25 protein-coding genes and 1 other annotated feature are annotated in these 22,311 nt (G+C 46.9%); of the genes, 3 read left to right on the top strand and 22 right to left on the bottom strand.

Going from position 1 to position 22,311, the window contains the following annotated elements:
* Nucleotides 1-11 precede the first annotated feature (11 nt).
* The 22 genes from obgE to EXG77_RS04685 all read right to left on the bottom strand — a co-directional run bounded on the left by obgE (nucleotide 12) and on the right by EXG77_RS04685 (nucleotide 19,399).
* Entirely contained in the window at nucleotides 12-1,307 is a 1,296-nt protein-coding gene (gene obgE / locus EXG77_RS04790; RefSeq protein WP_023468943.1) for a GTPase ObgE, read from the bottom strand.
* Nucleotides 1,308-1,322: 15 nt separating this feature from the next.
* Nucleotides 1,323-1,805, bottom strand: a complete 483-nt coding sequence (locus EXG77_RS04785) for a Spo0B domain-containing protein (RefSeq protein WP_023468944.1) — start codon at nucleotides 1,803-1,805, stop codon at nucleotides 1,323-1,325.
* A 68-nt stretch (nucleotides 1,806-1,873) separates the two neighbouring features.
* Complete coding sequence (gene rpmA, locus EXG77_RS04780; RefSeq protein ID WP_012370976.1) at nucleotides 1,874-2,152, bottom strand: 50S ribosomal protein L27; 279 nt, start codon at nucleotides 2,150-2,152, stop codon at nucleotides 1,874-1,876.
* A gap of 14 nt (nucleotides 2,153-2,166) precedes the next feature.
* Nucleotides 2,167-2,505: a ribosomal-processing cysteine protease Prp gene (locus EXG77_RS04775; RefSeq protein ID WP_023468945.1), complete on the bottom strand. Its 339-nt coding sequence runs from the start codon at nucleotides 2,503-2,505 to the stop codon at nucleotides 2,167-2,169.
* A 3-nt stretch (nucleotides 2,506-2,508) separates the two neighbouring features.
* On the bottom strand, nucleotides 2,509-2,817 hold the full coding sequence (gene rplU / locus EXG77_RS04770; protein ID WP_012370978.1) for a 50S ribosomal protein L21: 309 nt from the start codon (nucleotides 2,815-2,817) through the stop codon (nucleotides 2,509-2,511).
* Between the two features lie 15 nt (nucleotides 2,818-2,832).
* Nucleotides 2,833-2,902 (bottom strand) — a sequence feature (ribosomal protein L21 leader region).
* Nucleotides 2,903-2,976: 74 nt separating this feature from the next.
* Entirely contained in the window at nucleotides 2,977-4,317 is a 1,341-nt protein-coding gene (locus tag EXG77_RS04765) for a ribonuclease E/G (RefSeq protein ID WP_035396639.1), read from the bottom strand.
* A gap of 63 nt (nucleotides 4,318-4,380) precedes the next feature.
* A complete protein-coding gene (gene minD / locus EXG77_RS04760) occupies nucleotides 4,381-5,184 on the bottom strand; it encodes a septum site-determining protein MinD (RefSeq protein WP_029342255.1) in 804 nt (267 codons plus the stop codon).
* 50 nt (nucleotides 5,185-5,234) lie between these two features.
* Nucleotides 5,235-5,909, bottom strand: coding sequence for a septum site-determining protein MinC (locus EXG77_RS04755; RefSeq protein WP_023468948.1), 675 nt, complete (start codon nucleotides 5,907-5,909; stop codon nucleotides 5,235-5,237).
* 3 nt (nucleotides 5,910-5,912) lie between these two features.
* Complete coding sequence (mreD, locus tag EXG77_RS04750; RefSeq protein ID WP_023468949.1) at nucleotides 5,913-6,416, bottom strand: rod shape-determining protein MreD; 504 nt, start codon at nucleotides 6,414-6,416, stop codon at nucleotides 5,913-5,915.
* Nucleotides 6,409-7,293 (bottom strand): rod shape-determining protein MreC, encoded by an 885-nt coding sequence (gene mreC, locus EXG77_RS04745; RefSeq protein ID WP_023468950.1) that lies wholly within the window; start codon nucleotides 7,291-7,293, stop codon nucleotides 6,409-6,411. Before mreC ends, mreD begins: the two co-directional genes overlap by 8 nt.
* A gap of 14 nt (nucleotides 7,294-7,307) precedes the next feature.
* The gene (locus tag EXG77_RS04740; protein ID WP_023468951.1) at nucleotides 7,308-8,342 is read right to left on the bottom strand and encodes a rod shape-determining protein; all 1,035 of its coding nucleotides are present in this window, start codon (nucleotides 8,340-8,342) and stop codon (nucleotides 7,308-7,310) included.
* Between the two features lie 162 nt (nucleotides 8,343-8,504).
* Nucleotides 8,505-9,137: a DNA repair protein RadC gene (gene radC / locus EXG77_RS04735; protein WP_050677672.1), complete on the bottom strand. Its 633-nt coding sequence runs from the start codon at nucleotides 9,135-9,137 to the stop codon at nucleotides 8,505-8,507.
* 46 nt (nucleotides 9,138-9,183) lie between these two features.
* Nucleotides 9,184-9,759 carry a nucleoside triphosphate pyrophosphatase gene (locus tag EXG77_RS04730; RefSeq protein WP_035396637.1) on the bottom strand — a complete coding sequence of 192 codons (576 nt, stop codon included), beginning with the start codon at nucleotides 9,757-9,759 and terminating at the stop codon, nucleotides 9,184-9,186.
* Between the two features lie 107 nt (nucleotides 9,760-9,866).
* The gene (locus tag EXG77_RS04725) at nucleotides 9,867-10,589 is read right to left on the bottom strand and encodes a hypothetical protein (RefSeq protein WP_023468954.1); all 723 of its coding nucleotides are present in this window, start codon (nucleotides 10,587-10,589) and stop codon (nucleotides 9,867-9,869) included.
* A complete protein-coding gene (locus EXG77_RS04720; RefSeq protein ID WP_035396635.1) occupies nucleotides 10,586-12,304 on the bottom strand; it encodes a fimbrial assembly protein in 1,719 nt (572 codons plus the stop codon). The genes EXG77_RS04725 and EXG77_RS04720 overlap by 4 nt, the downstream gene beginning before the upstream one ends.
* Before the next feature lie 18 nt (nucleotides 12,305-12,322).
* Nucleotides 12,323-13,078, bottom strand: a complete 756-nt coding sequence (locus EXG77_RS04715; protein WP_035396633.1) for an A24 family peptidase — start codon at nucleotides 13,076-13,078, stop codon at nucleotides 12,323-12,325.
* Nucleotides 13,079-13,133: 55 nt separating this feature from the next.
* A complete protein-coding gene (locus EXG77_RS04710; RefSeq protein WP_052017095.1) occupies nucleotides 13,134-13,658 on the bottom strand; it encodes a type II secretion system protein in 525 nt (174 codons plus the stop codon).
* A 137-nt stretch (nucleotides 13,659-13,795) separates the two neighbouring features.
* A complete protein-coding gene (locus tag EXG77_RS04705) occupies nucleotides 13,796-15,013 on the bottom strand; it encodes a type II secretion system F family protein (protein WP_035396632.1) in 1,218 nt (405 codons plus the stop codon).
* Between the two features lie 4 nt (nucleotides 15,014-15,017).
* Nucleotides 15,018-16,064 carry a type IV pilus twitching motility protein PilT gene (locus EXG77_RS04700; protein WP_023468959.1) on the bottom strand — a complete coding sequence of 349 codons (1,047 nt, stop codon included), beginning with the start codon at nucleotides 16,062-16,064 and terminating at the stop codon, nucleotides 15,018-15,020.
* Nucleotides 16,061-17,725: a GspE/PulE family protein gene (locus tag EXG77_RS04695; RefSeq protein ID WP_035396624.1), complete on the bottom strand. Its 1,665-nt coding sequence runs from the start codon at nucleotides 17,723-17,725 to the stop codon at nucleotides 16,061-16,063. Before EXG77_RS04695 ends, EXG77_RS04700 begins: the two co-directional genes overlap by 4 nt.
* Nucleotides 17,726-17,733: 8 nt before the next feature.
* Nucleotides 17,734-18,048 (bottom strand): hypothetical protein, encoded by a 315-nt coding sequence (locus EXG77_RS04690; protein WP_023468961.1) that lies wholly within the window; start codon nucleotides 18,046-18,048, stop codon nucleotides 17,734-17,736.
* Between the two features lie 16 nt (nucleotides 18,049-18,064).
* Entirely contained in the window at nucleotides 18,065-19,399 is a 1,335-nt protein-coding gene (locus EXG77_RS04685; protein WP_035396618.1) for a G5 domain-containing protein, read from the bottom strand.
* Between the two features lie 176 nt (nucleotides 19,400-19,575).
* On the opposite strand from EXG77_RS04685, the gene EXG77_RS04680 reads away from it, so the two are divergent.
* The 3 genes from EXG77_RS04680 to EXG77_RS04670 are packed head-to-tail and all read left to right on the top strand — an operon-like array spanning nucleotide 19,576 to nucleotide 22,276.
* On the top strand, nucleotides 19,576-20,103 hold the full coding sequence (locus EXG77_RS04680; protein WP_023468963.1) for a prepilin-type N-terminal cleavage/methylation domain-containing protein: 528 nt from the start codon (nucleotides 19,576-19,578) through the stop codon (nucleotides 20,101-20,103).
* Nucleotides 20,066-20,686, top strand: coding sequence for a PilW family protein (locus tag EXG77_RS04675; RefSeq protein ID WP_023468964.1), 621 nt, complete (start codon nucleotides 20,066-20,068; stop codon nucleotides 20,684-20,686). Before EXG77_RS04680 ends, EXG77_RS04675 begins: the two co-directional genes overlap by 38 nt.
* A gap of 18 nt (nucleotides 20,687-20,704) precedes the next feature.
* Nucleotides 20,705-22,276 (top strand): type II secretion system protein, encoded by a 1,572-nt coding sequence (locus tag EXG77_RS04670; protein ID WP_035396616.1) that lies wholly within the window; start codon nucleotides 20,705-20,707, stop codon nucleotides 22,274-22,276.
* Nucleotides 22,277-22,311: the final 35 nt, after the last annotated feature.

Below are 22,311 nucleotides of genomic sequence, written 5' to 3'. Positions count from 1 at the left end.
GAATGAACCGCTTAGAATGATGACTCGACGAATTCGAACTCGAAATCACGGATACGAACGACATCGCCGTCGATCGCACCAAGACGACGCAACTCTTCGTCGACACCCATTTGACGCAGTGTCCGAGCGAAACGTTTAATCGATTCTTCACGCATGAAGTTCGTCATCGTGAAGAGTTTTTCGATGCGTGGTCCTTTGATGACGAAGCAATCGTCTTCATCTTTCGAAATCGTAAAGCCAGCTTCTGGTGCTTCATAACCGTAGACGACACGTGGTGTCGCTGTTTTCTCTTCGAGTTCCTCAAGACCGAATTCTGGTGTCGCATCGACGAGGTCAGCGATTCGGAATAACAGATCGCGTAGCCCTTGACGTGTTGCCGCTGAAATCTCGAATACTTCAAGCTCTGGGAAAGCTTCTTTGAAGGCTTCAAGATGTTCTGCCGCATCCGGCATGTCCATCTTATTCGCGACGACGACTTGCGGACGCTCTGTTAAGCGCAGATTATAGTCCGCGAGTTCTTTATTGATGATGTTGTAGTCTTCGATTGGATCGCGACCTTCCATTCCGCTCATGTCGATGACGTGGACGATGACTTTCGTCCGCTCGACGTGACGGAGGAACTGGTGACCGAGTCCGACCCCTTCACTTGCACCTTCGATCAATCCTGGCAAGTCAGCCATGACGAAGCTGCGGCTATCTTCCGTTTCGACGACACCGATGTTCGGTGTGATCGTCGTGAAGTGATACGCGCCGATTTTCGGGCGTGCTGCTGAAACGACCGATAACATCGTTGATTTTCCGACACTCGGGAAACCGACGAGACCCACGTCTGCTAACATCTTCAGCTCAAGCTTCAAGTACTTCTCTTCTCCTGGCTCACCGTTTTCAGCGTGCTCAGGTGCTGGGTTGGCTGGTGTCGCAAAACGTGTATTCCCACGTCCGCCACGTCCGCCTTTTGCGACGATTGCTTGTTGTCCGTGATGGACGAGGTCAGCGATGACCGCATTCGTATCGTCATCGTAGACGACTGTGCCCGGTGGAACCTTGACGATTAGATGCTCGGCTTTACGACCGTGCATCCCTTTTGACATGCCGTTTTCACCTTGAACCGCTTTAAAGTGACGTTTGTAACGGAAGTCCATCAATGTCCGAAGTCCTTCGTCAACTTCAAGGACGACGTGTGCCCCGTGACCACCGTCACCGCCGGCAGGACCGCCGTCCGGAACATATTTCTCGCGACGGAACGCTACTTGCCCACGTCCTCCGTCACCTGCTTTTACATAAATATTTACCTGATCGACAAACATGTCGGATCCCTCCTCTTACTTCTCTTCCTCAAACGGAAGACTTTCAATCTCAATCACACACTCATTTTCCGTCTGCGACTCGATTTCCATCGGCGTCACTAGATCCTCAAGGCGCGACATATCTAGTAGATCCCGATAGATCTCGATGGTCACGCCCTCGTGGAAGGTCACGGATACTTCACCTACTCCTACATCAATCATGGCGATGGCTGCTTCGACGAGTTGCTTCAACCGCTCATCTTCCATGTGGGGTGCTCCGATGACATCATACGTCACAGTTTTGCCTGACCATTCAGCTTGCAGTAACGCCAGTGCGGTTTTCGGTAATCCGATTCGCGCTAGACGTCCTTCCCGAGATGCTTGCTCCCGGTACGCCGAACAGATCGACTCGACTGCTTGTTCGTCTCCGATCGCGCCATACGAACGGACGAGTTGTATCCGGTTCAACCACTCGTGACGAAGAGTCTTCAAAAGATCAAGTACCTGCTGTTCCTCCATCGGTCGTTCCCTCCTAAAAAAAACAGACCCTAACCCTCGAAAGTGGCTAGAGTCTGCTTCGTCGATCCTTATGCTGGGTAAACGCTGACTTGTTTCTTGTCGCGTCCGAGACGTTCGAAACGAACGACACCAGTTGCAGTTGCGAAAAGTGTATCATCGCCACCACGTCCGACGTTCATACCTGGGTGAATCTTCGTACCGCGTTGACGGTAGAGGATTGAACCAGCAGAAACAGTTTGACCGTCTGCACGTTTCGCCCCAAGGCGTTTCGATTGCGAGTCACGACCGTTCTTTGTCGAACCTACCCCTTTTTTCGATGCGAAGAACTGAAGATTAAGTTTCAACATGTGGAATCCACCTCCTATACTTGTTCAAGTTGGATAAACTCACCGTAACTTTCAGCGATGGTACCAAGTTGGACCAAAGTCGCTTCCAGTAACAATTGGGTGCGCTCACTGACATCCGGTGCTAAGTCAGCGTACGGTTCTACATAAAAGTAGCCACCCTCTTGTTGTTCTGCCATTTCAAGGAGCAGGACCTGCCCGAGTAATGCTTCTATGGCATTGTATGCCCCGAAGATCACCGACGAGACGCCGGCGCAGACAAGGTCGAGACCTGGTTCTGCAAACTCGGCATGTCCTGTCACTTCGATGGAGCGGACGAGTTCCGCTTCATCTCGTCGAATCTTGACACGTATCATGGCTTACGCTTCGATTTTCTCGATGCGGACCTTCGTGTAAGGTTGACGGTGACCTTGCTTACGACGGTAGTTCTTTTTCGCTTTCATTTTGAAGACAGTGATCTTTTTCGCGCGAGCGTGTTTGATGACCGTTGCTACGACCTTCGCACCTTCTACGAGTGGAGCGCCGACTTTAACATCGTCACCACCAAGGATCAATACTTCACCAAATTCGACTGTGCTGTCGACGTCTGCGTTTAATTTCTCAACGTAGATTTCTTGGCCAGCTTCGACTTTGACTTGTTTACCACCAGTTTTGATAATTGCGTACATTACGTGCACCTCCTCTTAGGAACTCAGACTCGCCATCACGGGCAGCGAATGCTTTAAAACCCGGTCTGTGCGGTTGTAGTCATTTGGGTGCTTCCAAACGAACTAACGTTATTCAGAATACCAAACGTTCTTCTACCTTGTCAATGCTGTTCTGAAGGATTATTCCGATCGTTTGATGAAATCGAGACAGTCTTGTGACGACCCCGTGAACAGGACCGCTGGATCGCCTTCGAGCACATGGACTTCGAGCGGTTGACGGGAAACGAATTCGTCCTGCAACAGATGCCGTGGTGCACGAATCACGACCGCTTCCGCATAGGTAGCAATCTCAAGTAACTTCGGTTCAATCAAGCGATAGACACTCAATCGCGTCCACTGCCCGGATTCCTGTGAACGTTCCTGTAGCGATTTCCCGTGACGTTGTCGTGTCAGTTCGCATAAACCCATCTTCGTAAACCCATAGACTTCGATTTGCTTCGTCTCGAGCGCTGCCCGTTCTTTAAGGAGTTGGGTCACCCGTGTCTGACCTTTACTTGAGCCACGTAAGAAATCGATCGCAATCATGCCACTGATGTTGCGCAATCGTAATTGCCGCATGACTTCGACAGCAGCCGCTTCATTTATCTGGTCAAACGTCCGCTTTTGTTCCTTGACGGAAATCGTCTTCCCACTGTTGACGTCGATGACAGTCATCGTCTCGACTTCTTCAATCAAGAGATACGCTCCTCCGTCGAGCCAGACGACGCGTTGCATCGCCTTCTCGATCGCCCCGTCGATTGCTTCCATCTCGGGTAAGCGCCCTTTTCGTAGCGACCGTTCGACGGACAGACCGAGTAGTTCGAGTCGTTCCTTTTCCTGACGCGTCATGACGAGTGCTTCCATGACGTGCGGAAGACGTTTCGCTTCTTGGACGATCAGTGCCTCGTCTTGTTCAAGACGCGGTGCCTGCATGAGTTCTTTATGTCGTGTCCGTAACGACTGCAGCTCTTGCTTCAATTCGTCGATTGATGCTTTTGCTGCCTCCGTCCGGTAGAGAATTCCTTCTTCTTCTGTTGTCGTCAATTGTTCCGCCAGTTGACGCTGGACGACGAGATCCAGCTTTCGACTGAAACGGATGCGTCGACCGTACGGGAAATAAACGAGATAACGTCCACCATAGGTGATGTTTTGCGTCACTTTGTGTTGTTTCGGTGCAACGCCCTCTTTGACGACCTGGACGAGTAACGTCTGTCCGACCTGGACGGCTTGTCCGATCGTCGGTACGTCCGGATAACGGTGCAACGCTTCAATCGTCTCATTTAGCGGTAAGTAAAGCGGTGTACCGTCGGTCGCAATCAAAAAGGCTGCTCCGAGCGTCGGATGCAACCGGTCGACCTTGGCATAGACGAAAGTGCCAACCCGAATCTCGTCACGCATCCGCTCATGGTATTCAATCAATCGACCGCCTTCGACCAATGCCAATCGTTCAAGCGAAGCGGTCTGTTCACTAATCCATCGCATACTGATCCCTCCAAAAAAATTAGACTAGGCGCGACGATGTCGTCCTAGTCTAATTTCCCATTCTTATTTCATCCCAAGCATCTTCTTCAATTTGACGAAGAACCCTTTTTGCGGTTGTTCATTTAAATCAAGCAGTGGTACAGATTCTCCGAGAATCCGGCGGGCAATGTTCCGGTAGCCGAGTCCAGCCCGGTTATCCGGATTCATCGTCACAGGCACACCACGGTGGGAAGCGGCGATGACTTCTTCATCATCGATGATCAAACCAAGCAGATCAATCGAAAGGATACGCATGATTTCATCGATGTCGAGCATATCACCAGATGCCATCATGTGTGAACGCACCCGGTTGATGACGAGTTTCGGAACGATGTTACGTTCTGAACGCTCGAGCATTCCGATGATCCGGTCCGCATCTTGAACGGCTGCTTTTTCCGGTGTCGTCACGACGACGGCTTCATCGGCCCCAGCGATCGCATTCATGAAGCCTTGTTCGATTCCTGCAGGGCAATCAATCAAGACGAAGTCATATTCGAGTTTCAGTGTATCGATGATTGCCTTCACCTGTTCGGGTGTGACGGAGGACTTATCCTTTGATTGAGCAGCAGGCAACAGATACATCTCTTCAAAACGTTTATCGCGGACGAGTGCTTGGTGCAATTTACATTGCCCTGTCACGACGTCAACGATGTTATAGATACTCCGGTTATCGAGACCAAGCACGATATCCAGATTACGTAACCCGATATCCGTATCAACGAGACAAACGGAATGTCCCATCAATGCAAGTGCTGTTCCGATGTTTGCAGTCGTCGTTGTCTTTCCGACGCCACCTTTACCGGATGTGACGACGATGGCGCGTCCCATGTTCGTCTTCGCCTCCATATGTACCTGTTCTTTCACTTGTTCCATATCCGTCACCCTCTTTCACTATCAATCGCAAACTGATCCATCCGCGCGAGCGGAACGGTTTGAAGGCGGGAGAATTCGACCCCGTCTTCACCTAAAAATGCACAACCCATATCGAGAGCAGGAATTGGTGCGTCCTCCGGTTCCTCATGGACGGTGCCAGCGACCGCAATCCACTTCGGTTGCAACACGCTCGCCGCGATGACGGCTTCCGTATTGCCACCTTTCCCCGCATGAACGGTCCCCCGTAACGCACCGAGACAATAGATACTTCCTGTCGCATGAACGACCGCCCCCGGATTGATATCTCCGATGATGACGATCGAGCCTTCGACGTCTAATACGTGCCCACTGCGTGCCGTGCCACCGAAATAGTGGAACGTTCGCTCTCCGTACAAGGCTTTTGCCTCGTCCTTCGTGATGCACTCACTGTCATAACCTTTGAAAGAGAAGGAATCATGTCGCGCGACGATAGATTCGACGGCCGTCAACACCCCTTCATCGACATAACGTCGACCGAAGAAGAAGGTGATCGGTACGGCGCGTCCGTTCTCGACGGATTTGTCCGCAAGCGTCAACTCTAAATCGTCAAGAAATTCATCCACACTGCACCTTTCATTCACATAGACGGCGAGGCCACCACGATGACCTTTCATCGTTACATAACGTTTACGCTCAATCATGACTCATCCTCTTTTCTCGTCAAGGGTCGACTGCACGAGTCGGGTCATCGGATAATACAGGATGATGATCCCGATCAACTGCGCAACCAGACTCCTTGGAATGATCTGTGTCGCGAGTTCCTGGAAGGATACCCCGACACCAACGACCGAAGCCGTGAAGAAATATATATCGAGTTCATACAAAATGGCACTGAACGTGAACGTGACAAGAATCGTTAATACGTTCTCCTTTACATATTTTAGCACGAAGCTACTAAAAAGCGGAATGGCGGATAACGCAAATAAGTAAATGCCGATGATATCCGAATAGACGAAATCATACAACAATCCGAAGACGAGTCCGAATCCGAGTGCCTGTTCGAGTTTTCCATATCGACCAAGGAACATCAAACCGATCAATGTCGCATGAATGACATACGGCGATCCATCTCCGAGAGGTCCTGCGAACAACGTTCCTTCCAAGATGAAAAGAAGGAACACGGCGAAAAACAACTTAACGTTATTCACGAGTGTCCCCTCCCTTATCGGTCTCAGCGAAAGGTTCCTTCGCTTCGCGTTCAATCACGAAGACATGACCGAACTGTTCGAAGTCTGCTGCCGGTTTGACGTATGCGATTTTTGAAGCCCCATACTGATCGGATTTCACTTCCGTGATTTTTCCGATGACGATCCCACTCGGATACTTTCCACCAAGACCTGACGTCGTGACGGTCTGCCCTTTTTTCAGCTTCGCGTCGTTCGGAATTTTCGTGAACTTGAGTAATTTCGTTTCTTCATCAAACCCCTCGATCGTACCGAAAACACCTTTTCCCTTCGTATCGTCAGCCGTTGCCGAGACGTTATTCGTCCGACTCGTATCCGACATCAACTGTACGAGAGACGTATAGGCGCTCGCTTGGATGACGCGACCAATTAGTCCGTCTGCTGTTACAACGGCCATGTTCGCCTTGACACCCTTTTGTTCACCGATGTTGATCGTCACGAACCGTTGCCATTCAGATGCCGTCCGACCAATCATCTCTGCCGGTAACAACTTGTAGTCGCGGATCGATCCGTTCAGGTCGAGCATATCCTTCAATTCTTTATTCTCACGCTCAAGATCACGGACTTTGACCGCATTACCAGCATAGTCATTCAATCGTGATTTCAAGTGTTCGTTCTCTTTGTAAACGTCACGCACTTCTCTAATCGAAGTGACCGTATCATCAATCCAGCCAATCGGTGTCGCGAAAAGGCGTTGACCGACGCCCGCGGTATCACGCACGAAGCTTTGATACCAGTGGGATTGGTTACGCCCTTGCAGCGAAATGCCGATCAAAATCACCAAAAGGAGAAAACTAAGGAGTGTGATGAGCAGTTTTCGATTGTTTAAAAATCGCTTCATCGCTCATCCCATCCTTATCTTTTTTGCGAGATGCCTGATTTCGAACGAAGGACATTCATCATCTCGAGTGATTTTCCTGTACCGATTGCGACACAATCGAGTGCATTTTCTGCAACGAGTGTCAAAATACGTGTTTCGTCTTCGATGACAGCATCGAGGTTCTTTAAGAGAGCCCCACCGCCAGTCAGAACGATACCGCGGTCCATGACGTCTGCTGATAATTCAGGAGGTGTCTGCTCAAGCGTGTGCTTGACACCCGCAAGAATCGCATCGACCGTATCTGAAAGTGCATCACAAATTTCGGCACTTGTGACTTCAATCTGTTTTGGAAGACCTGTCACGAGATCGCGTCCACGGATCTCCATCGTTTCATTTTCTGATTCTTCATCGATGCGTGCGTAACCGATTGTCATTTTCAACGTCTCAGCTGTCCGCTCCCCGATCATCAGGTTGTACTTCGACTTGATGTAACGAATGATGGATTCATCCATCTCGTCTCCACCGACACGAATCGATTGACTCGTGACGATACCACCGAGTGAGATAACAGCAACTTCCGTCGTACCACCACCGATATCAACGACCATCGAGCCTGTTGGTTCTGAAACCGGAAGACCTGCACCGATTGCTGCTGCAAATGGTTCTTCAATCGTGTACGCTTCACGCGCTCCAGCAAGTTTCGCTGCATCTTCAACCGCACGTTTTTCGACCGATGTAATCCCACTTGGTACACAGATCATGACGTTTGTTTTTGAAGAGAACAAACCTTTTTTCTTCGAAGCTTGATCCATGAAGTATTTGATCATCGTAGCGGTTGTTTCATAATCCGCGATAACCCCGTCTTTCATCGGGCGTCGTGCTGTCACGTTACCCGGCGTACGACCGATCATGTTTTTCGCTGCGTTACCGACCGCTTCAATTTTTCCTGTATCCGTACGGAAAGCGACGACGGACGGTTCGCGGACGACGATTCCTTGCCCCTTTACATACACGAGCGTGTTAGCCGTACCTAAGTCAATGCCGATTTCACGGCTGAATGATCCAAACATTATTCAAAAAACCCCTCTCTGAGAATACACTTCACTAATTATAACGGAAAAGCCTTCATTGGAAAGCGTTAAAACGTTACAGCTTGTTTACAGTTCGCCTTAGAAAACACACAAAAAAACGTCTGATGGAAAGAAACGAAACTTTCCCTTCAGACGTTATTCTTACATAAATCCGCGCTGTTTCATACTAATAAATTGTCCGTGCCCGATGATGATGTGGTCAAGACAACTGATTCCAATGAGCCGTCCTGCCTCAACGAGCCGCTCTGATACCTCGATATCCTCTCGACTCGGTGTCGGATCACCCGACGGATGATTATGCACAGCGATGAAATTCGCAGCCGAACAACGAATCGCTTCCCGGAAGACGTCACGCGGGTGGACGATCGACGTGTTCAATCCTCCAATGAATAACGTCTTTTTCGAAACGACCTCATTTTTCGTATTCAAATACAGACAGATGAAGTGTTCTTGTTGATAAAGACGCATCTCTTCTAACAACAGCTCCGCTGCGTCTTCCGGTGAACGAATCGTTGGTCGCACCCACTTCGGTTCCGTGACGAGACGACGACCCAGTTCCAGTCCCGCCATGATTTGCAATGCCTTCGCCTTTCCGACCCCTGGTGCTTTTTCGAGTCCTCCGACTCCAGCCGCTTCGAGTTCGATCAGCGAAGGATAGATATGCAGTAATTCTTCCGCGATTTCAAGCGGGGTCCGGTCCCGTGTCCCACTTCGGACAAGACACGCGAGCAGTTCGACTGTCGTCGCTTGTGCCAAGCCTTTCAACTGAACCATATCCTTCGGCCATTCAATCACAGCATCCGACCTCTCTGTTTCAGAATTACGCAAACATCGGCTTGATTTTAAACGACGCGAGACGTTTCGTGATCTCGTGTATGGGCAATCCAACGACATTATAATAATCGCCCTCAATCGCCTCGACGAATAGCCCTCCCATCGCTTGGATACCATAGCCACCCGCTTTATCGTAAGGCTCGTTCGTCGCGATATACCCTTCGATCCACTCGTTTAACAATGCACCAAAACGAACGTGTGTCGTCACGTCGAACGTCTCCTCCTTTTCACCAAAGCGAATCGTCACGCCTGTCACGACCTCATGAGCGCGTCCTGACAGACGCGCAAGCATCGCCCGTGCCTCAGAACTATTTGCTGGCTTCTCAAGAATCATGTCATCAATCGCGACGACCGTATCCGCAGCCAAAATGACGCCGTCTATCGTAATCGCTCGCGCTTTCTTTTGCGATAGATAACGGACGTACTCATGCGGTGACATCGGAAATGGTGCCTCTTCGACGACATTCGCAGGTACGACTTCGTGAGGGATTCCAATTTGCTTTAGAAGTTCCGTCCGGCGTGGTGAAGCCGAGGCAAGGATCAAGTGTGGTTGCGTTACCATTAGTATCACGTTCTTTCCCGTTAATTTCGAATCGGATAATTCGAGTCATCGTATAGTCTAACAAAAAACAAGCGGTCCCTAACAGAGTAGGAACCGCCAAACTCATCTTAATTTCCTGTCACATCGACAAATGGATCTGACTTTGGTGTTTTTTCTTTAAGCGGCGTCTGTTTATCAGGCGTCAACTTCGTTAAATCCGGACGGTAATACGATTCAATTTCGACTGTGAAAGATAGCATTTCGTTTTCCAATTGAATTGCGCCACCGCCAGGTCCTTGTTCTTCTGGACCAGTCAACTGAATCTGGCGAAGAATCGTAATGCGATCTGTTCGCTCAATTTGTTTCAAGAAGGCCATCAATTCAAGATATGACGGTGCTTCAATCGTCAAAGAAGCTGGTAACGGTGTCGCATTTGCTGCGGGAGTAGTCGCTGTAGGCGTTGTCGCTTGATCCGATTCGGTCGCCATCGCTCCGTCAACAGCCGGTGTGGACGTTACGGGAGATTGTGGTGTAGTCTCTGTCGACTGACCGAAAGTAATCGACTGTACTTTTACTCCAGCAATCTGACTTGCTGCGTTGATCGCATCGATAACATCATCATTCGATGCCGTCACCGGAACTTTTTGTTGTAGGAAACTCGATTCTGCCACGTCCACTTTTTGCTCATTTGCTTTTGCTTGCTCTAACGCCATTTGCTCTCGTTTGAGTGTCGCCTCTTTTTGTTGCAAGGTTTGATGTGTCATATACGTCGTATATCCAAAATACCCAATGCCACCTAAAACGATGAGAATTGATAAAAAGAGAAGGAGGTAACTGCTATATCGCTTCAATTTTCAGGCACCTCCTCAACTTCTGTCGAGATGACTTCTCCTGAAGGATCATCCGGTGTTTGACCGTCCCCTTCAATTTCTGGCTCAGATGGCTTATCTTCTTTCGGTACTGCCGGGTCTGCCTCATTGGTCTCTCCCTTAACAACCTCCTCAGGATTGACTTCCATAGAAAACTGACCGATATATCGCGGTTCTTCTGTCTTCGTGTCATCATTCGGAGTAATTTCCGTCGTTGGAATCTCTTGACCGGTCGCCGGATCAACCGTTGTCGTTGTCACGACATCTGTTTTTTCATTCATCGTTTTTGTCGTAACGCTTGCCAGTGTCGTACCGGAGAACACTTTATCGGTCAGCAACTCTCGGTAAAAATCATTCAGCTCATCGAGTGTCTCAAACTGAGCCGTCATAGCAACGGTATCATCCGCTCCATATGCGTACTGAAGAATGTATCCGCGTTCCGGTAAGTAACGTGTGATTCGCTCAAGTGTTGGAACAGCTGGCTTAGGTGCTTCTTCTAGCGACTCGACCGTCTGTTTCAATTGAACGACTTCTTGTTTAGACGACTGATCGGATTCGGATTGTAATTGTCGGACGATTTGAATCTGATCGTCTACGGATTCCACTCGGTTAGCGAACTGATCCGTTTGCCAATATAAATAACCACCAATCAATCCACCAAATAATAATAAAATCAGCGAAGCGACAAGCGGATATTTCGGTGCCTCGTCACTTTCCGGTAAAAGATTGATACGATCTGGTCGCGCAGTGGCTAGACCGACGATCGGTAAGTAAATGCGTGGAACCGATTGACTATCGATCGTCATCATGTCCGGTACTTCATCTAACTGAAGATCAAAGTTCGTTCGGAATCGTGTCGCTAATTCATCTCGAAACGGGAAGTCTCCCGCAAGGACAACCGTCTTGATTTCGCGGCTTTCTCGAGCGAGCGAGAAGCGGTAAAAGTCTAGCACACGCGAAAATTCTAACAGCATTTCATCCAAGACGAGTTCGACTGTCTGATCATCTGATCGATAGCGATAATGCAATTGATCCTCGATCACGTCTACATCCCAAGCATCTGCCGAAAACGTATCCACTGAGCGAATCAGGCGTGGTACACGATCTTCGATGATAATCAATTGATGGTTCGTCGCGTTCGCATTCCAAATCAGCAGCGTATCGGTATCTGCTGCCGGATAGTGCGCTTCAAGACCAAAGTAGGTAGACAGTGGTTGCGGTTCCGCTGCCACTAATCGAAGGTGCTTTTGTTTAAACAATTGCGTATATTGTTTCAGTGCTTCATTCGGTGCTGCATACAGCATGATTTCACGCTTTTCACCGTCTTCAAGGACAGTGTAGTCGAAGTACGGTTCTTCAAAAGGAAGGACAATGCTATGACCAATCTCCATGAATAGATAACCCCGGATCTGATTCGTCGCAATCGTCTCCGGAATATCGAGTTTCCGTGCAAGGACGAGTGAACCATCCAGCGCAAGAACGGCTTTCGATCCGCGAGGAACTTTCAACTTCGTCAATAGACTATCAAAAATCAGATCGAGCGACGCTTCCGGTTGAAGCCATCCACCCTGTAACGTACCTGCTGGAAGAGATACGACAGCACGTCGTTTCAAGACCCCTTTTTTGACAACCGCACCAAAAATAGCGACGTCCGTAAAATTAAAATAAACATATGTACCTTTACGCCGTTGCGTCATATGTACGTTCTTCCTTTCTTAAAGCAGTAAATCGAGGTACCACGACACCCAATCATCCGCAAAATAATATGTAAGTAATGTCCCGATCGCAATGGAGGGAACGAATGGTATCGGTTGTTTTCGTCTGACGCGTCCCGTTCCGAGTAGCGTCAGCCCGATCACTGAACCAACAAATGCTGAAACAAACAACGCGATGACGACATGAAGGGGTCCAAGGAAAATCCCAAGTAAACCGAAGAGCTTGACATCTCCTGCTCCCATACCGCGTCGTGATGCAAGAAAAATGACGAACAATAGAACGAATCCGACAATTCCTCCAATAATTGGATTATACCAGTTTTCAAGTGGAGAAAGGTAGCGCACAATCAAAGCAATTGGTAAAAAGAACAGTAAAATTTTATTCGGTATGAGCATATAGGCAAGATCAGACATCGTAAGAATAAACAAGAGACTAGTTAGAGTGAGTGTCAACGCAAGTTCCATCGACCAACCGAACTGCCAAAACGCATAGGCGTAAAGCACACCACCGAGTAGTTCAAGCGCTGGATACTTGATTGAAATCGCCTGTCCACAAGAACGACACTTCCCACCGAGTACTACATATCCGAGTACTGGCGTCAGTTCGAGTGGTCCAAGCACATGTCCACAGGTCGGGCAATGGGAACGTGGATGAACGATCGACTCCCCGACCGGAACACGCAAACCGACGACATTTGTAAACGATGTGATCAATAAACCTAACAAGAAAAAATATACCGTGAAGACGATCGTCATGACACGACCTCCCTTTCAAAAAAGTTCAGAAAAAAACCCCCGAGGAGGGGGGAAGTTATGGTGTCACGGTATTTGATGATACTCCTGCACGCTTTAAGCCACCAGGACCATCACCGTTAAAGTAACTTTTTGAACCAACTAAATATACTTTATATGTATATTTACCCGAGGCTTCTGTTACTTGAACATAAGCATCTTGATAATCAGCATCACCATCCATAGGATCCTTAAGTGAATCAACAAATTTGTCCAAATTCCCTGTTCTTGGTGCAGCTGTTGTACCTTTGTCAGTTGAGTCAGTCATAGTTGCTCCACCTTTTAATAGTCCTAACTGAACTACTTCACCGCTCTCTAGAGTGTTTTGAGAAGTATAAAGTTTTGCAGCACTTAATAACTGTTTTGCATTTGATACCTGTGCATCCTTACGTGAGTTATCAATCAATCCACCAATTGCGACGACAGCGATTGCTGCGATGATACCTAAGATAACGACGACGACGAGTAACTCGATCAATGTCAGTCCGCGCTCATCGCGCATTTGTTTTGCATCTAACCAAATTTCTTTTAAACGTTCGATCATTTCATTATGCCTCCCTAGTGCTTTTTTACTGTTCTTGGTTAGTAAGACTTACTATCCAAACGAATACTATTATAGTAGCACCACATTTTTTGTAGTTTATGTCTTTTTTTAACAACAGGTAAATGTTTTTACAATTGTCAACTTGCTTGAATATCGGAATAAATCTTAAACATTGGTACAACGACGGCAATGACAATAACACCAACGATTGCGGCTAATACAACAATCAATAATGGTTCGATGATCGATTTCAAACGATCCGTCGTCGTTTCCACTTCGGTTTCGTAGAAGTTCGCGACTTCCGTCAGCATCGAATCGAGACGACCTGACTCTTCCCCAATCGCAATCATCTGTGTGACGAGCGGTGGGAAGTACTTGTTTCGCTCTAATGGTTCGTGCATCGGAATACCGCGCGACATCGCTTCGTTCGCACCAGCAATCCCTTTACGAATGATCCGATTCGTAACGATTCGTTCAGTAATATCAAGTGAAGCTAAAATCGGTACTGACGCATTGAGCAATACAGATAGACCACGTGTCATCAGCGCGATTTGTGATTTTTGAATCAGCGGTCCGAAGACTGGAATCATTAACAAGAAACGGTCAAAAAAGAGACGCTGTCGCTCATTCTTGAGGTTAAAATACAACAGTCCGATTAAGCCAAATGCAATCAATAGAAGCACCCACCAATAGGCGACAAAAAAGTCGGAGACAGCGACGACGAGTTTCGTGATCAGTGGCAACTCACTGCCTAACTGATCAAAGATCGAAGCGAACGTCGGTACGACATTCATCATCAGGAAGACAACGACGCCGATCGCGACAAGCGATACGACCGCCGGATAGATTAAGGCCGAAATGACTTTTCGTTTGATCTCATATTGTTTTTGCAGCTGCGTCACGATATTATCTAGCGCCTCTTCGAGATTACCACTCGCTTCTCCCGCCATCGCCATACTAACGAAAAACGTATCAAATACACGAGGATGTTTTTCGATTGCCTGGGAAAACTGAATCCCACTACGCAAGTCATCTTCTACCTCGACAAGCGCTCGCTCGAGTGGTTTTGATTCTGTTTGTTTACGTAGAATTTCTGTTGCTCTAACAATCGAAACACCCGATCGAACGAGCGTTGCAAACTGACGCGCGTACATGACAAGATGCTCGATTTTCGGTTTAGCACTTAAAAACGTAATCTCGGTATTTAACCCTTTTGATTCTTGCTTTTCAAGCAATGTTACGGCAATTTGATCTGTCCGAAGACGTTCTGCCGCCTCGCGCTTTGACAAGGCAGTGATCTTGCCTTTTTTTCGTTTTCCGGCCATCGTTCGACCTTCGTAAATGAATACTGCCATCCCTTCACCCCGATATGTATGGTGTTGCAGCAGATGCCGGAATCAAACCGCGACTGACCAAATCCTGTAAGGCCATCTGCATCGTTTGCATGCCATATTGTTTACCCGTCTGTAAGACGGATTGAATCTGATATTCCTTACCTGTCCGAATCAAGTTGGAGACAGCTGGTGTATCAACCATGATTTCTAAAGCAGCGACACGTCCTGTTCCGTCCGATCGTGGCATGAGTCGTTGTGAGATGACACCCGCTAGGACGTTCGCTAGCTGTGCCCGAATCTGATCTTGTTGCTCCGACGGAAATACATCGATGATGCGACTGACCGTTGAAGCTGCTGTTGCCGTGTGCACCGTCGCAAAGACAAGATGACCGGTTTCAGCAGCCGTTACCGCGGTAGCAATCGTCTCAAGGTCGCGCATTTCTCCCAGTAAAATCACATCCGGATCTTGGCGAAGCGCTGAGCGCAATCCTGTCGAAAAACGTGGCGCATCAATTCCAATCTCCCGTTGATCAATTAAGCTCTTTCGATGACTATGTAAGTATTCAATCGGGTCTTCCAGTGTGATGATCCGTTTATACATCGTCTGATTGATTTCGTTGATCATCGCAGCAAGCGTCGTCGACTTCCCGGAACCTGTTGGACCCGTGACAAGGATGAGACCATGTGGCTTCGTCAAAAATCGTTTGATGACTGGAGGAAGTCCTAACTGTTCAAGCGAAGGCACTTCTGTCGGGATCGTTCGAAAGGCCATCGATAATGCGCCTCGCTGATAAAAACAATTGACCCGATATCGTGCTACACCTGTCACACCAAACGAAAAATCAATATCTCGATCCTGCTTCAGTTGCTGATACATGTCTTCCGTGATCAACGAACGAACGAACCCATCAATGATGACTGGTTTCATCTTCTCGGATCCATATGGTGTCAGTGTTCCATTGATCCGAAACACAGGAGGGGATCCGGCAGTCAAATGAACATCGGATGCCCCTCGTTCCTTCGAGGAACGAAGAATATCTTCGATTTGGGCACGTTCCATCGTTTGATTCATTCTGAAATCACCGTCCGTAAAATTTCTTCTGTCGTCGTGATACCATCAGCTACTTTCGATAGACCATCAGCTAGAAGGAAACGTTGTCCTTGCGATTTAACGTACGCTGTGATGTCACTTTCCGTCGACTGGTTCATGATCATGCGCCGTAAGACTTCGTCAATCATGATGACTTCCTGAATCGCGACACGACCTCGATATCCAGTCATATTACAAGATGAGCAGCCACGACCTCGCATGACAGTCGTCGCTTCGATTCCTTCTTGATCAAACAGCTCCTGTTCCCGCGTTGATAACGAGTGGGCTTCTCCGCAGTCCCGACAAACACGGCGGACGAGTCGTTGTGCGATTAACCCACTAAGCGAAGCTGCAACGAGGAACGATTCAACGCCCATATCAATCAACCGCGTAATCGAACTGACTGCTGAGTTCGTATGGAGCGTGGATAGAACTAAGTGTCCCGTCAAAGAAGCACGGATCGATATTTCTGCCGTTTCGATATCGCGAATCTCACCGACCATGACGACGTTCGGATCTTGACGGAGAATCGATCGAAGACCACTCGCAAATGTTAAACCAATTTTTGAGTTCACTTGAACCTGGTTAATACCATCGACCTGGTACTCAACCGGATCTTCGACGGTAATGATGTTCCGCGACTCGTCATTCAACTCATTTAAGGCTGCATACAATGTCGATGATTTCCCTGAACCGGTTGGCCCGGTAATCAAAATAATACCGTTCGGTCGTTTTAACATTTCTCGGAACTGTGATTCATTCCGTGAGCTGAAACCAATTTTAGAGATAGAAATATTTGAGTTGGAACTGTCAAGAATTCGAATAACGACTTTTTCCCCGTATACGGTAGGTAGTGTAGAAACACGGAAGTCGTAAGCTAGTCCATTAAAGACATATTTGATTCGCCCATCTTGCGGTAACCGAGATTCTGTAATATCAAGCTCACTCATGACCTTGATTCGTGTCGTTAAAATGCTTTGAATCTGCTTCGGATAATTATTTTCCGTTCGAAGTTCTCCATCGATTCGAATTCGAATCGTCATCGATGTTTCCTGGGGATCCATATGAATATCGGATGCCCGTTGTGCAATCGCATTTTCTAAGATTTGATTAACGAGACGAATGATTGGCGCATCTTCACGTGTCACCACGTCGCGCGACTGGTCCATCTCCGTCATATCATCTGACTCCAACAAATCGCGCAACGATGAATCGATATCATAATACTTCAAAATCGTTCGTCTGATTTCGTCCCGTGTCGCAATACCTACGTCAATCACTAGACCCGTCTGCATCCGTAAATCATCGATTGCAATCAAGTCCATCGGATCCGCCATGGCAATAAATAAACGATTTCCTTCACGGTAGACCGGAACTAACGTATGCCGCTGTGCTAACTCTTTTGAAATCAATTTCGTCACCGCGACATCGACCGGATAATTATACAGTTGAATGATCGGAATCTTTAACTGATGATGGAGCGCTTCTAGTAATTGTTGTTCCGTCAAATGACCGAGGCGGAGTAACGCGTCACCCAATTTTTCAGTTGGTCGTTTTACAGAAAGTGCCTCATCGATTTGACTCTCTGTCACTAAACTCTCTTCGATTAACATTTCACCGAGTCGTTTTCGCTTCATCGCCATTTAGTCCGTCATCCTTCCGCATGCCATGATTCGTCTTCAATCATTACAGTTCGCTTTTGTTTCTTTTCATCAATCAGACTCGTAACGCCTCCCGTTACGACACACAGTAATACCATACCGATCGCTACAAAAGGATTACTAATCCAATCCAACTGAACACTAAAATAGATCAGTGTCACCATGATAATCGCTGCGATGGATAATACTGACTTCGCCTGAATCGAGGTCACATATGGAATCGTCACCGCAAACATCAATCCACAAATGATTGTCGCAAGTCCGATGATGATTCCAAGTTCAATTGCAATCGTCGTCCAATTCATACTCTTCCCTCCTCGTTTAGCCGACAGCTTCTCCTGTCGACTCATCTTCTACCGGCGAAGCGGGATCACCTTGATTATTCTCATCTGGTGTCGTTGGTGAATCTGGGCTGTCCGGTGAAGTAGGTGTCTCTGGCGTTTCAACTGTTCCATCCGTTTGTGGATCTTCAGAATTCGGATCAGTTGATGTCTCTGAATCCATTTCTTCAGATGGTGTTTCTTCGGTTGGTGGAACTACGACAGGAGCCTGTTCTTCTTGACTGCTTTTCGTGATGACAGCAGGAATCGCTGCATAAAAATCCAAGGAAAGAAGTTTTTTCTGTTCCCCTTTAGTGGTCTTCATTACACGGTAGACTTCAATCGATTTTCCTTCTTCGCCAGCTTGCGTATCATTCGTCGTCCCGGCTGAAAGCGTAGCTGAGTAACGAGTAATGGTTCTAAATGGAATTGTCTTTTCTCCTTCCAACACGACAGTCACTGCCTCTTTTATCGGTGCTCCACGTAGTTCAATCGTCACGTCGCTTCCCTCTTGCGTGGCGACGAGGCGATAAACTGATGCTTGCGTATTGCGAACAGCAAAATCTGTTTTTTCGTCAATTTTGACATCGTAACCTAGTGTAATATCATCGGGGAGTGTCGCATGTGGCATGCGTTCCACGATTTCAAATGGTGTTTTTGCGAACAATTCGTATAATTTACTTCCAACGTAAGAAGCGGCGATTGGATCCATACCATACGTTTTCACATTCATTAATTGATCTGGCTTGATTTCGACGTTTGCCATGCCTGTAATCATCTGTTCTTCTGCTGCTGAACGTGTTGAAAACGTGATACTTGATACGACCTCACCTTCAGCAGACGACTCTGACGTTTGTGAAGGATCAAAATTCCCTTCAGCTAATGTCTTGCTTGTATTCGTTAACCATGTTTTAAACGCTTCCGTTTGTTCTTGTGAATAGCTGACAGGTTGCGTAGATAGAAAACTTTGTAGCATTTCGTCATCGATTGAGAGAATTAAGTCTCCTCCCGTTTTCAGAGACGCTTTTTTAACAGATTCCTCAGAATCAAATGTCACCAATTCAGTTGGTACCGGTAACGTTTCTTCTCCTGTACCCGTCGTCAACGGTGTTTTTTTGGACCATTCCGTAATCGCTTTTTGGACTGCGGATTCAGCTTCTTTACGACTCATCCCGCTTACAGGAACAGATCCAACTTTAGCCGTTTCAGAAAAAGTCGTCTGTTCAGTCGCCTTTCCGGTAAAGGAAATTAAGGCGAAAGATGGCACATAAATCAAAACCACGAGTAAGACGAGTAAAAGTGTATGTACAGCAAAACGCTTTGTATTGAGCATCATCTGTTTCCTTTCTGTATGAATTAATCATTTCAGGTGCCTAGTATTTCCATTATAATGAATATCATGATGAAACATAAGTCTATCCTGACAATTCTTTTCTCTAACTGTGAATGTCTGTAGGTTTTTGAACTTCATCCAATTGATGTTTTTTCCGATAGAAATGAAGAGGTGAGCATATGCAACACAAACAAGATGGATTTTCATTAATCGAGGTCCTTGTCAGTATTACGATTCTGTCGATTATCTCTGTCTCATTGATCAGTATCTTTTCGCAATCTCTTTCAGCATCACGCACTAGCACGGAATTGACGTTTGCGAACTATTTAGCTAAAAATGCTACTTCTTACATAAAGCGAGAAGCGATTGAAGCGACAACGAATGAAGCCTTTTCTTTCGTTTCATTATCTCAAGAAGCACTGAAGGCCGTTTATCTGAATGGAAATTATGTGATTCCAGAACCCGCCACTCCTTCTTGTGGTGTATCGGCTATTTGTACGTCAATTTTTACTGATCCTGAAATCAACAATATTTCATTTGATGTGAAGTACAGTGTGACACCTCATAAAATGGAAGGTGAAGTGAATCCGAATCTACTCGATCTTTATGTATACGTGTATGTAGAAGGAACGACTGAACCGATTACGACTTTGAAAGGATCGATTACGAATGCGACGCTCAACCAAAGTTTTCCAACAACAAAGTGAAGGATTCACACTCGTCGAACTACTTGTCTCGATCGTCGTTGCTTCTATTTTCAGTGCTGTCATCTTGACGGTATTCATTTCCGGAACGAAAAGTTTTCGAGCAACTGGTATCATTAGTGAATTACGTAGTGAAGCGGATAGTCGGATCGGTATCATTTTAAATGAGGTCAGTGGCTTTGATGCGATTCGCATCGATGAATCTAAAACACTCTCTTTTTATAAAAGAACGTTGCCTACGCTAAACAATGAGACGGGATTACTTGAACGAGCTAGTGGATTTCAACCGTTCAATGCAACAGAAGAAGCTTCAGCATCCGCATCTACCGTGAAGCCTGTTACATATACATTCCTGACCGAACAGCAACAAGGCGATAAACTCGTCTATACGTCAGAGCCACAATCAATCGATGAGCAATCCGAACTTTTTCAAACCTTCACATTATCTAGTCCTGAATATCAAACGATCACCGGAAGTACATATCCTGGTCGTTATGTCATCCATGGTATTTTGACCATCACGACTCGAATCCAGTCAACTGATCAAGAAGAAGTACAGACCTTCACGAGTACGATTGGATTTTAATTCAGAAAGGAACTAATCATGCGTAAATCTGAACAAGGCTACACCTTATTATTCGTACTCGTCACGCTAACGGTACTTTCCGTTCTTGCCATAGCCACGATTGGTATCAGTCTACAGTCCACACGATTAACTGAAATCCGTGAAACGGATATCGATGTCGAGACATCCACTCAAAATGATTTGGATCAAGCCGTTGCTGCATTACAGCAAATCGTCGTCAAGACGACGGGCACTTCACCTACGACATCTTCACAAGCACTATTCAGTAATTTGAATAGCTCAATCATCTTACCTTTAAAATCCATCGTCCCGAGTGTCTCGGTCGAAGTAAACGAGACCGCCTCGAATATCCGAGTTAAAGCATTAGATTTAACCGCAACAGTCGAGAAACAAAAGGGCGATCAGCCTGCGATTCGCAAGACATATCGCCAACGCGTGTATCTGTCTGCTATTCCAAGCTTCTTGTACTATACGCTTGGTTCGGATAACCAAGTCATTATCAAAGGTGCACCTTTCATCGAAGGTAATATCTTCTCGCGAAATCCTTTAAAAGCAACCGCTACTCCTTATTTTAAATACAATAATGAAAATGGGACGTTCACAAATACACAAGCACTTCCCTATGTCGCTGGTCAAATTCGGGTGTTCCAAGAAAAAAATCTACCTTTGCTGCAATGTGAAGATTATTTATCTTGTGACCGTAGTATTTTTGATCCAAAAGGATCAACGGACCTCGTCTCAACGAAAGAAGCGCTTGTGCCATTCGACTTCAACTACGCTTTGAATGACTTTTTGAAGCTGCCGGTGAATACACCGATTACACAAATCACTACCTCCTTAAAGGACTCGGCTATTCCACAATCAGTCTTAACAGGTCCGTTTCTGACGGCACTTGATACGAAACGACAGATGATTAGCCCCGCACCGAACACAAATAACACGATCACGTTGACGGATGATTTAGTACAAGAGACGCTCGAGCCTTTGATCATCAATGGGAATCTGACAATTTCTTCACTGAATTCCGTTGATCAGCCGTTGGAAATCAAACGGCCGCTTGTCGTCCTAGGTAACCTTCTCGTTCGAGGGAATGTTGGTTTTGCGACAACGATTTATACGACAGGTACAAGTCGTCTCGATGATGCGAATATTCAAGGTCTCACTTCCTCAACGAAACAAAACACGTTAATCCTACTCAGTAAAGGAACACTCGTCATCAATCGGGTGAATAAATTTTCAACACCCCGAACAGCTACGCCCGACCTAAATGCGTTCCTTTACAGCGATGACGATCAAATCAATACGATCTACTCTGTCGGGTCGACGATGAACGTACGTGGTGGAATCTTTACAAAAGGGAAACTAGAAGTAAACGCCTATCGTGGAAAACTCGATTTAGCAGAGAATCAGTTCCCTGCCAATGTGAGGGATTTAGAACGACTCATGATTGCCAATAAATCTGCGGATGCTGAGGCTTCTCGATTACGCATGGCCTATGATGCAACCGTTTTGAAAAATCCAACTTCCTTATTACCTTTAAATCGTTCTGTCCAAATGTATGTCGAAACACCAAAACGTATTCAACAGTAATCAGAAGAGCCCCTCATCAACTCGATGAGGGGCTC

This window comes from Exiguobacterium sp. OS-77, assembly GCF_000414195.2.
In the GTDB taxonomy this organism is placed as follows: domain Bacteria; phylum Bacillota; class Bacilli; order Exiguobacteriales; family Exiguobacteriaceae; genus Exiguobacterium_A; species Exiguobacterium_A indicum.
Note: the sequence above shows the minus strand (reverse complement) of the source record. Positions and strands in the feature narration are given on the sequence as shown.

Coding starts and splice junctions, on each gene's coding strand:
- EXG77_RS04755 (WP_023468948.1), bottom strand. CDS start 5,909: ATGATTGAGCGTAAACGTTATGTAACGATGAAAGGTCATCGTGGTGGC.
- rplU (WP_012370978.1), bottom strand. CDS start 2,817: ATGTACGCAATTATCAAAACTGGTGGTAAACAAGTCAAAGTCGAAGCT.
- EXG77_RS04765 (WP_035396639.1), bottom strand. CDS start 4,317: ATGCGATGGATTAGTGAACAGACCGCTTCGCTTGAACGATTGGCATTG.
- EXG77_RS04775 (WP_023468945.1), bottom strand. CDS start 2,505: ATGATACGTGTCAAGATTCGACGAGATGAAGCGGAACTCGTCCGCTCC.
- EXG77_RS04730 (WP_035396637.1), bottom strand. CDS start 9,759: ATGGTAACGCAACCACACTTGATCCTTGCCTCGGCTTCACCACGCCGG.
- EXG77_RS04675 (WP_023468964.1), top strand. CDS start 20,066: ATGCGACGCTCAACCAAAGTTTTCCAACAACAAAGTGAAGGATTCACA.
- rpmA (WP_012370976.1), bottom strand. CDS start 2,152: ATGTTGAAACTTAATCTTCAGTTCTTCGCATCGAAAAAAGGGGTAGGT.
- EXG77_RS04695 (WP_035396624.1), bottom strand. CDS start 17,725: ATGGCGATGAAGCGAAAACGACTCGGTGAAATGTTAATCGAAGAGAGT.
- mreC (WP_023468950.1), bottom strand. CDS start 7,293: ATGAAGCGATTTTTAAACAATCGAAAACTGCTCATCACACTCCTTAGT.
- EXG77_RS04720 (WP_035396635.1), bottom strand. CDS start 12,304: ATGACGCAACGGCGTAAAGGTACATATGTTTATTTTAATTTTACGGAC.
- EXG77_RS04705 (WP_035396632.1), bottom strand. CDS start 15,013: ATGGCAGTATTCATTTACGAAGGTCGAACGATGGCCGGAAAACGAAAA.
- EXG77_RS04670 (WP_035396616.1), top strand. CDS start 20,705: ATGCGTAAATCTGAACAAGGCTACACCTTATTATTCGTACTCGTCACG.
- EXG77_RS04710 (WP_052017095.1), bottom strand. CDS start 13,658: ATGATCGAACGTTTAAAAGAAATTTGGTTAGATGCAAAACAAATGCGC.
- EXG77_RS04690 (WP_023468961.1), bottom strand. CDS start 18,048: ATGAATTGGACGACGATTGCAATTGAACTTGGAATCATCATCGGACTT.
- EXG77_RS04700 (WP_023468959.1), bottom strand. CDS start 16,064: ATGAATCAAACGATGGAACGTGCCCAAATCGAAGATATTCTTCGTTCC.
- minD (WP_029342255.1), bottom strand. CDS start 5,184: ATGGGACGCGCCATCGTCGTCACATCCGGTAAAGGTGGCGTCGGAAAG.
- EXG77_RS04785 (WP_023468944.1), bottom strand. CDS start 1,805: ATGGAGGAACAGCAGGTACTTGATCTTTTGAAGACTCTTCGTCACGAG.
- radC (WP_050677672.1), bottom strand. CDS start 9,137: ATGGTTCAGTTGAAAGGCTTGGCACAAGCGACGACAGTCGAACTGCTC.
- EXG77_RS04740 (WP_023468951.1), bottom strand. CDS start 8,342: ATGTTTGGATCATTCAGCCGTGAAATCGGCATTGACTTAGGTACGGCT.
- EXG77_RS04685 (WP_035396618.1), bottom strand. CDS start 19,399: ATGATGCTCAATACAAAGCGTTTTGCTGTACATACACTTTTACTCGTC.
- obgE (WP_023468943.1), bottom strand. CDS start 1,307: ATGTTTGTCGATCAGGTAAATATTTATGTAAAAGCAGGTGACGGAGGA.
- EXG77_RS04680 (WP_023468963.1), top strand. CDS start 19,576: ATGCAACACAAACAAGATGGATTTTCATTAATCGAGGTCCTTGTCAGT.
- EXG77_RS04715 (WP_035396633.1), bottom strand. CDS start 13,078: ATGACGATCGTCTTCACGGTATATTTTTTCTTGTTAGGTTTATTGATC.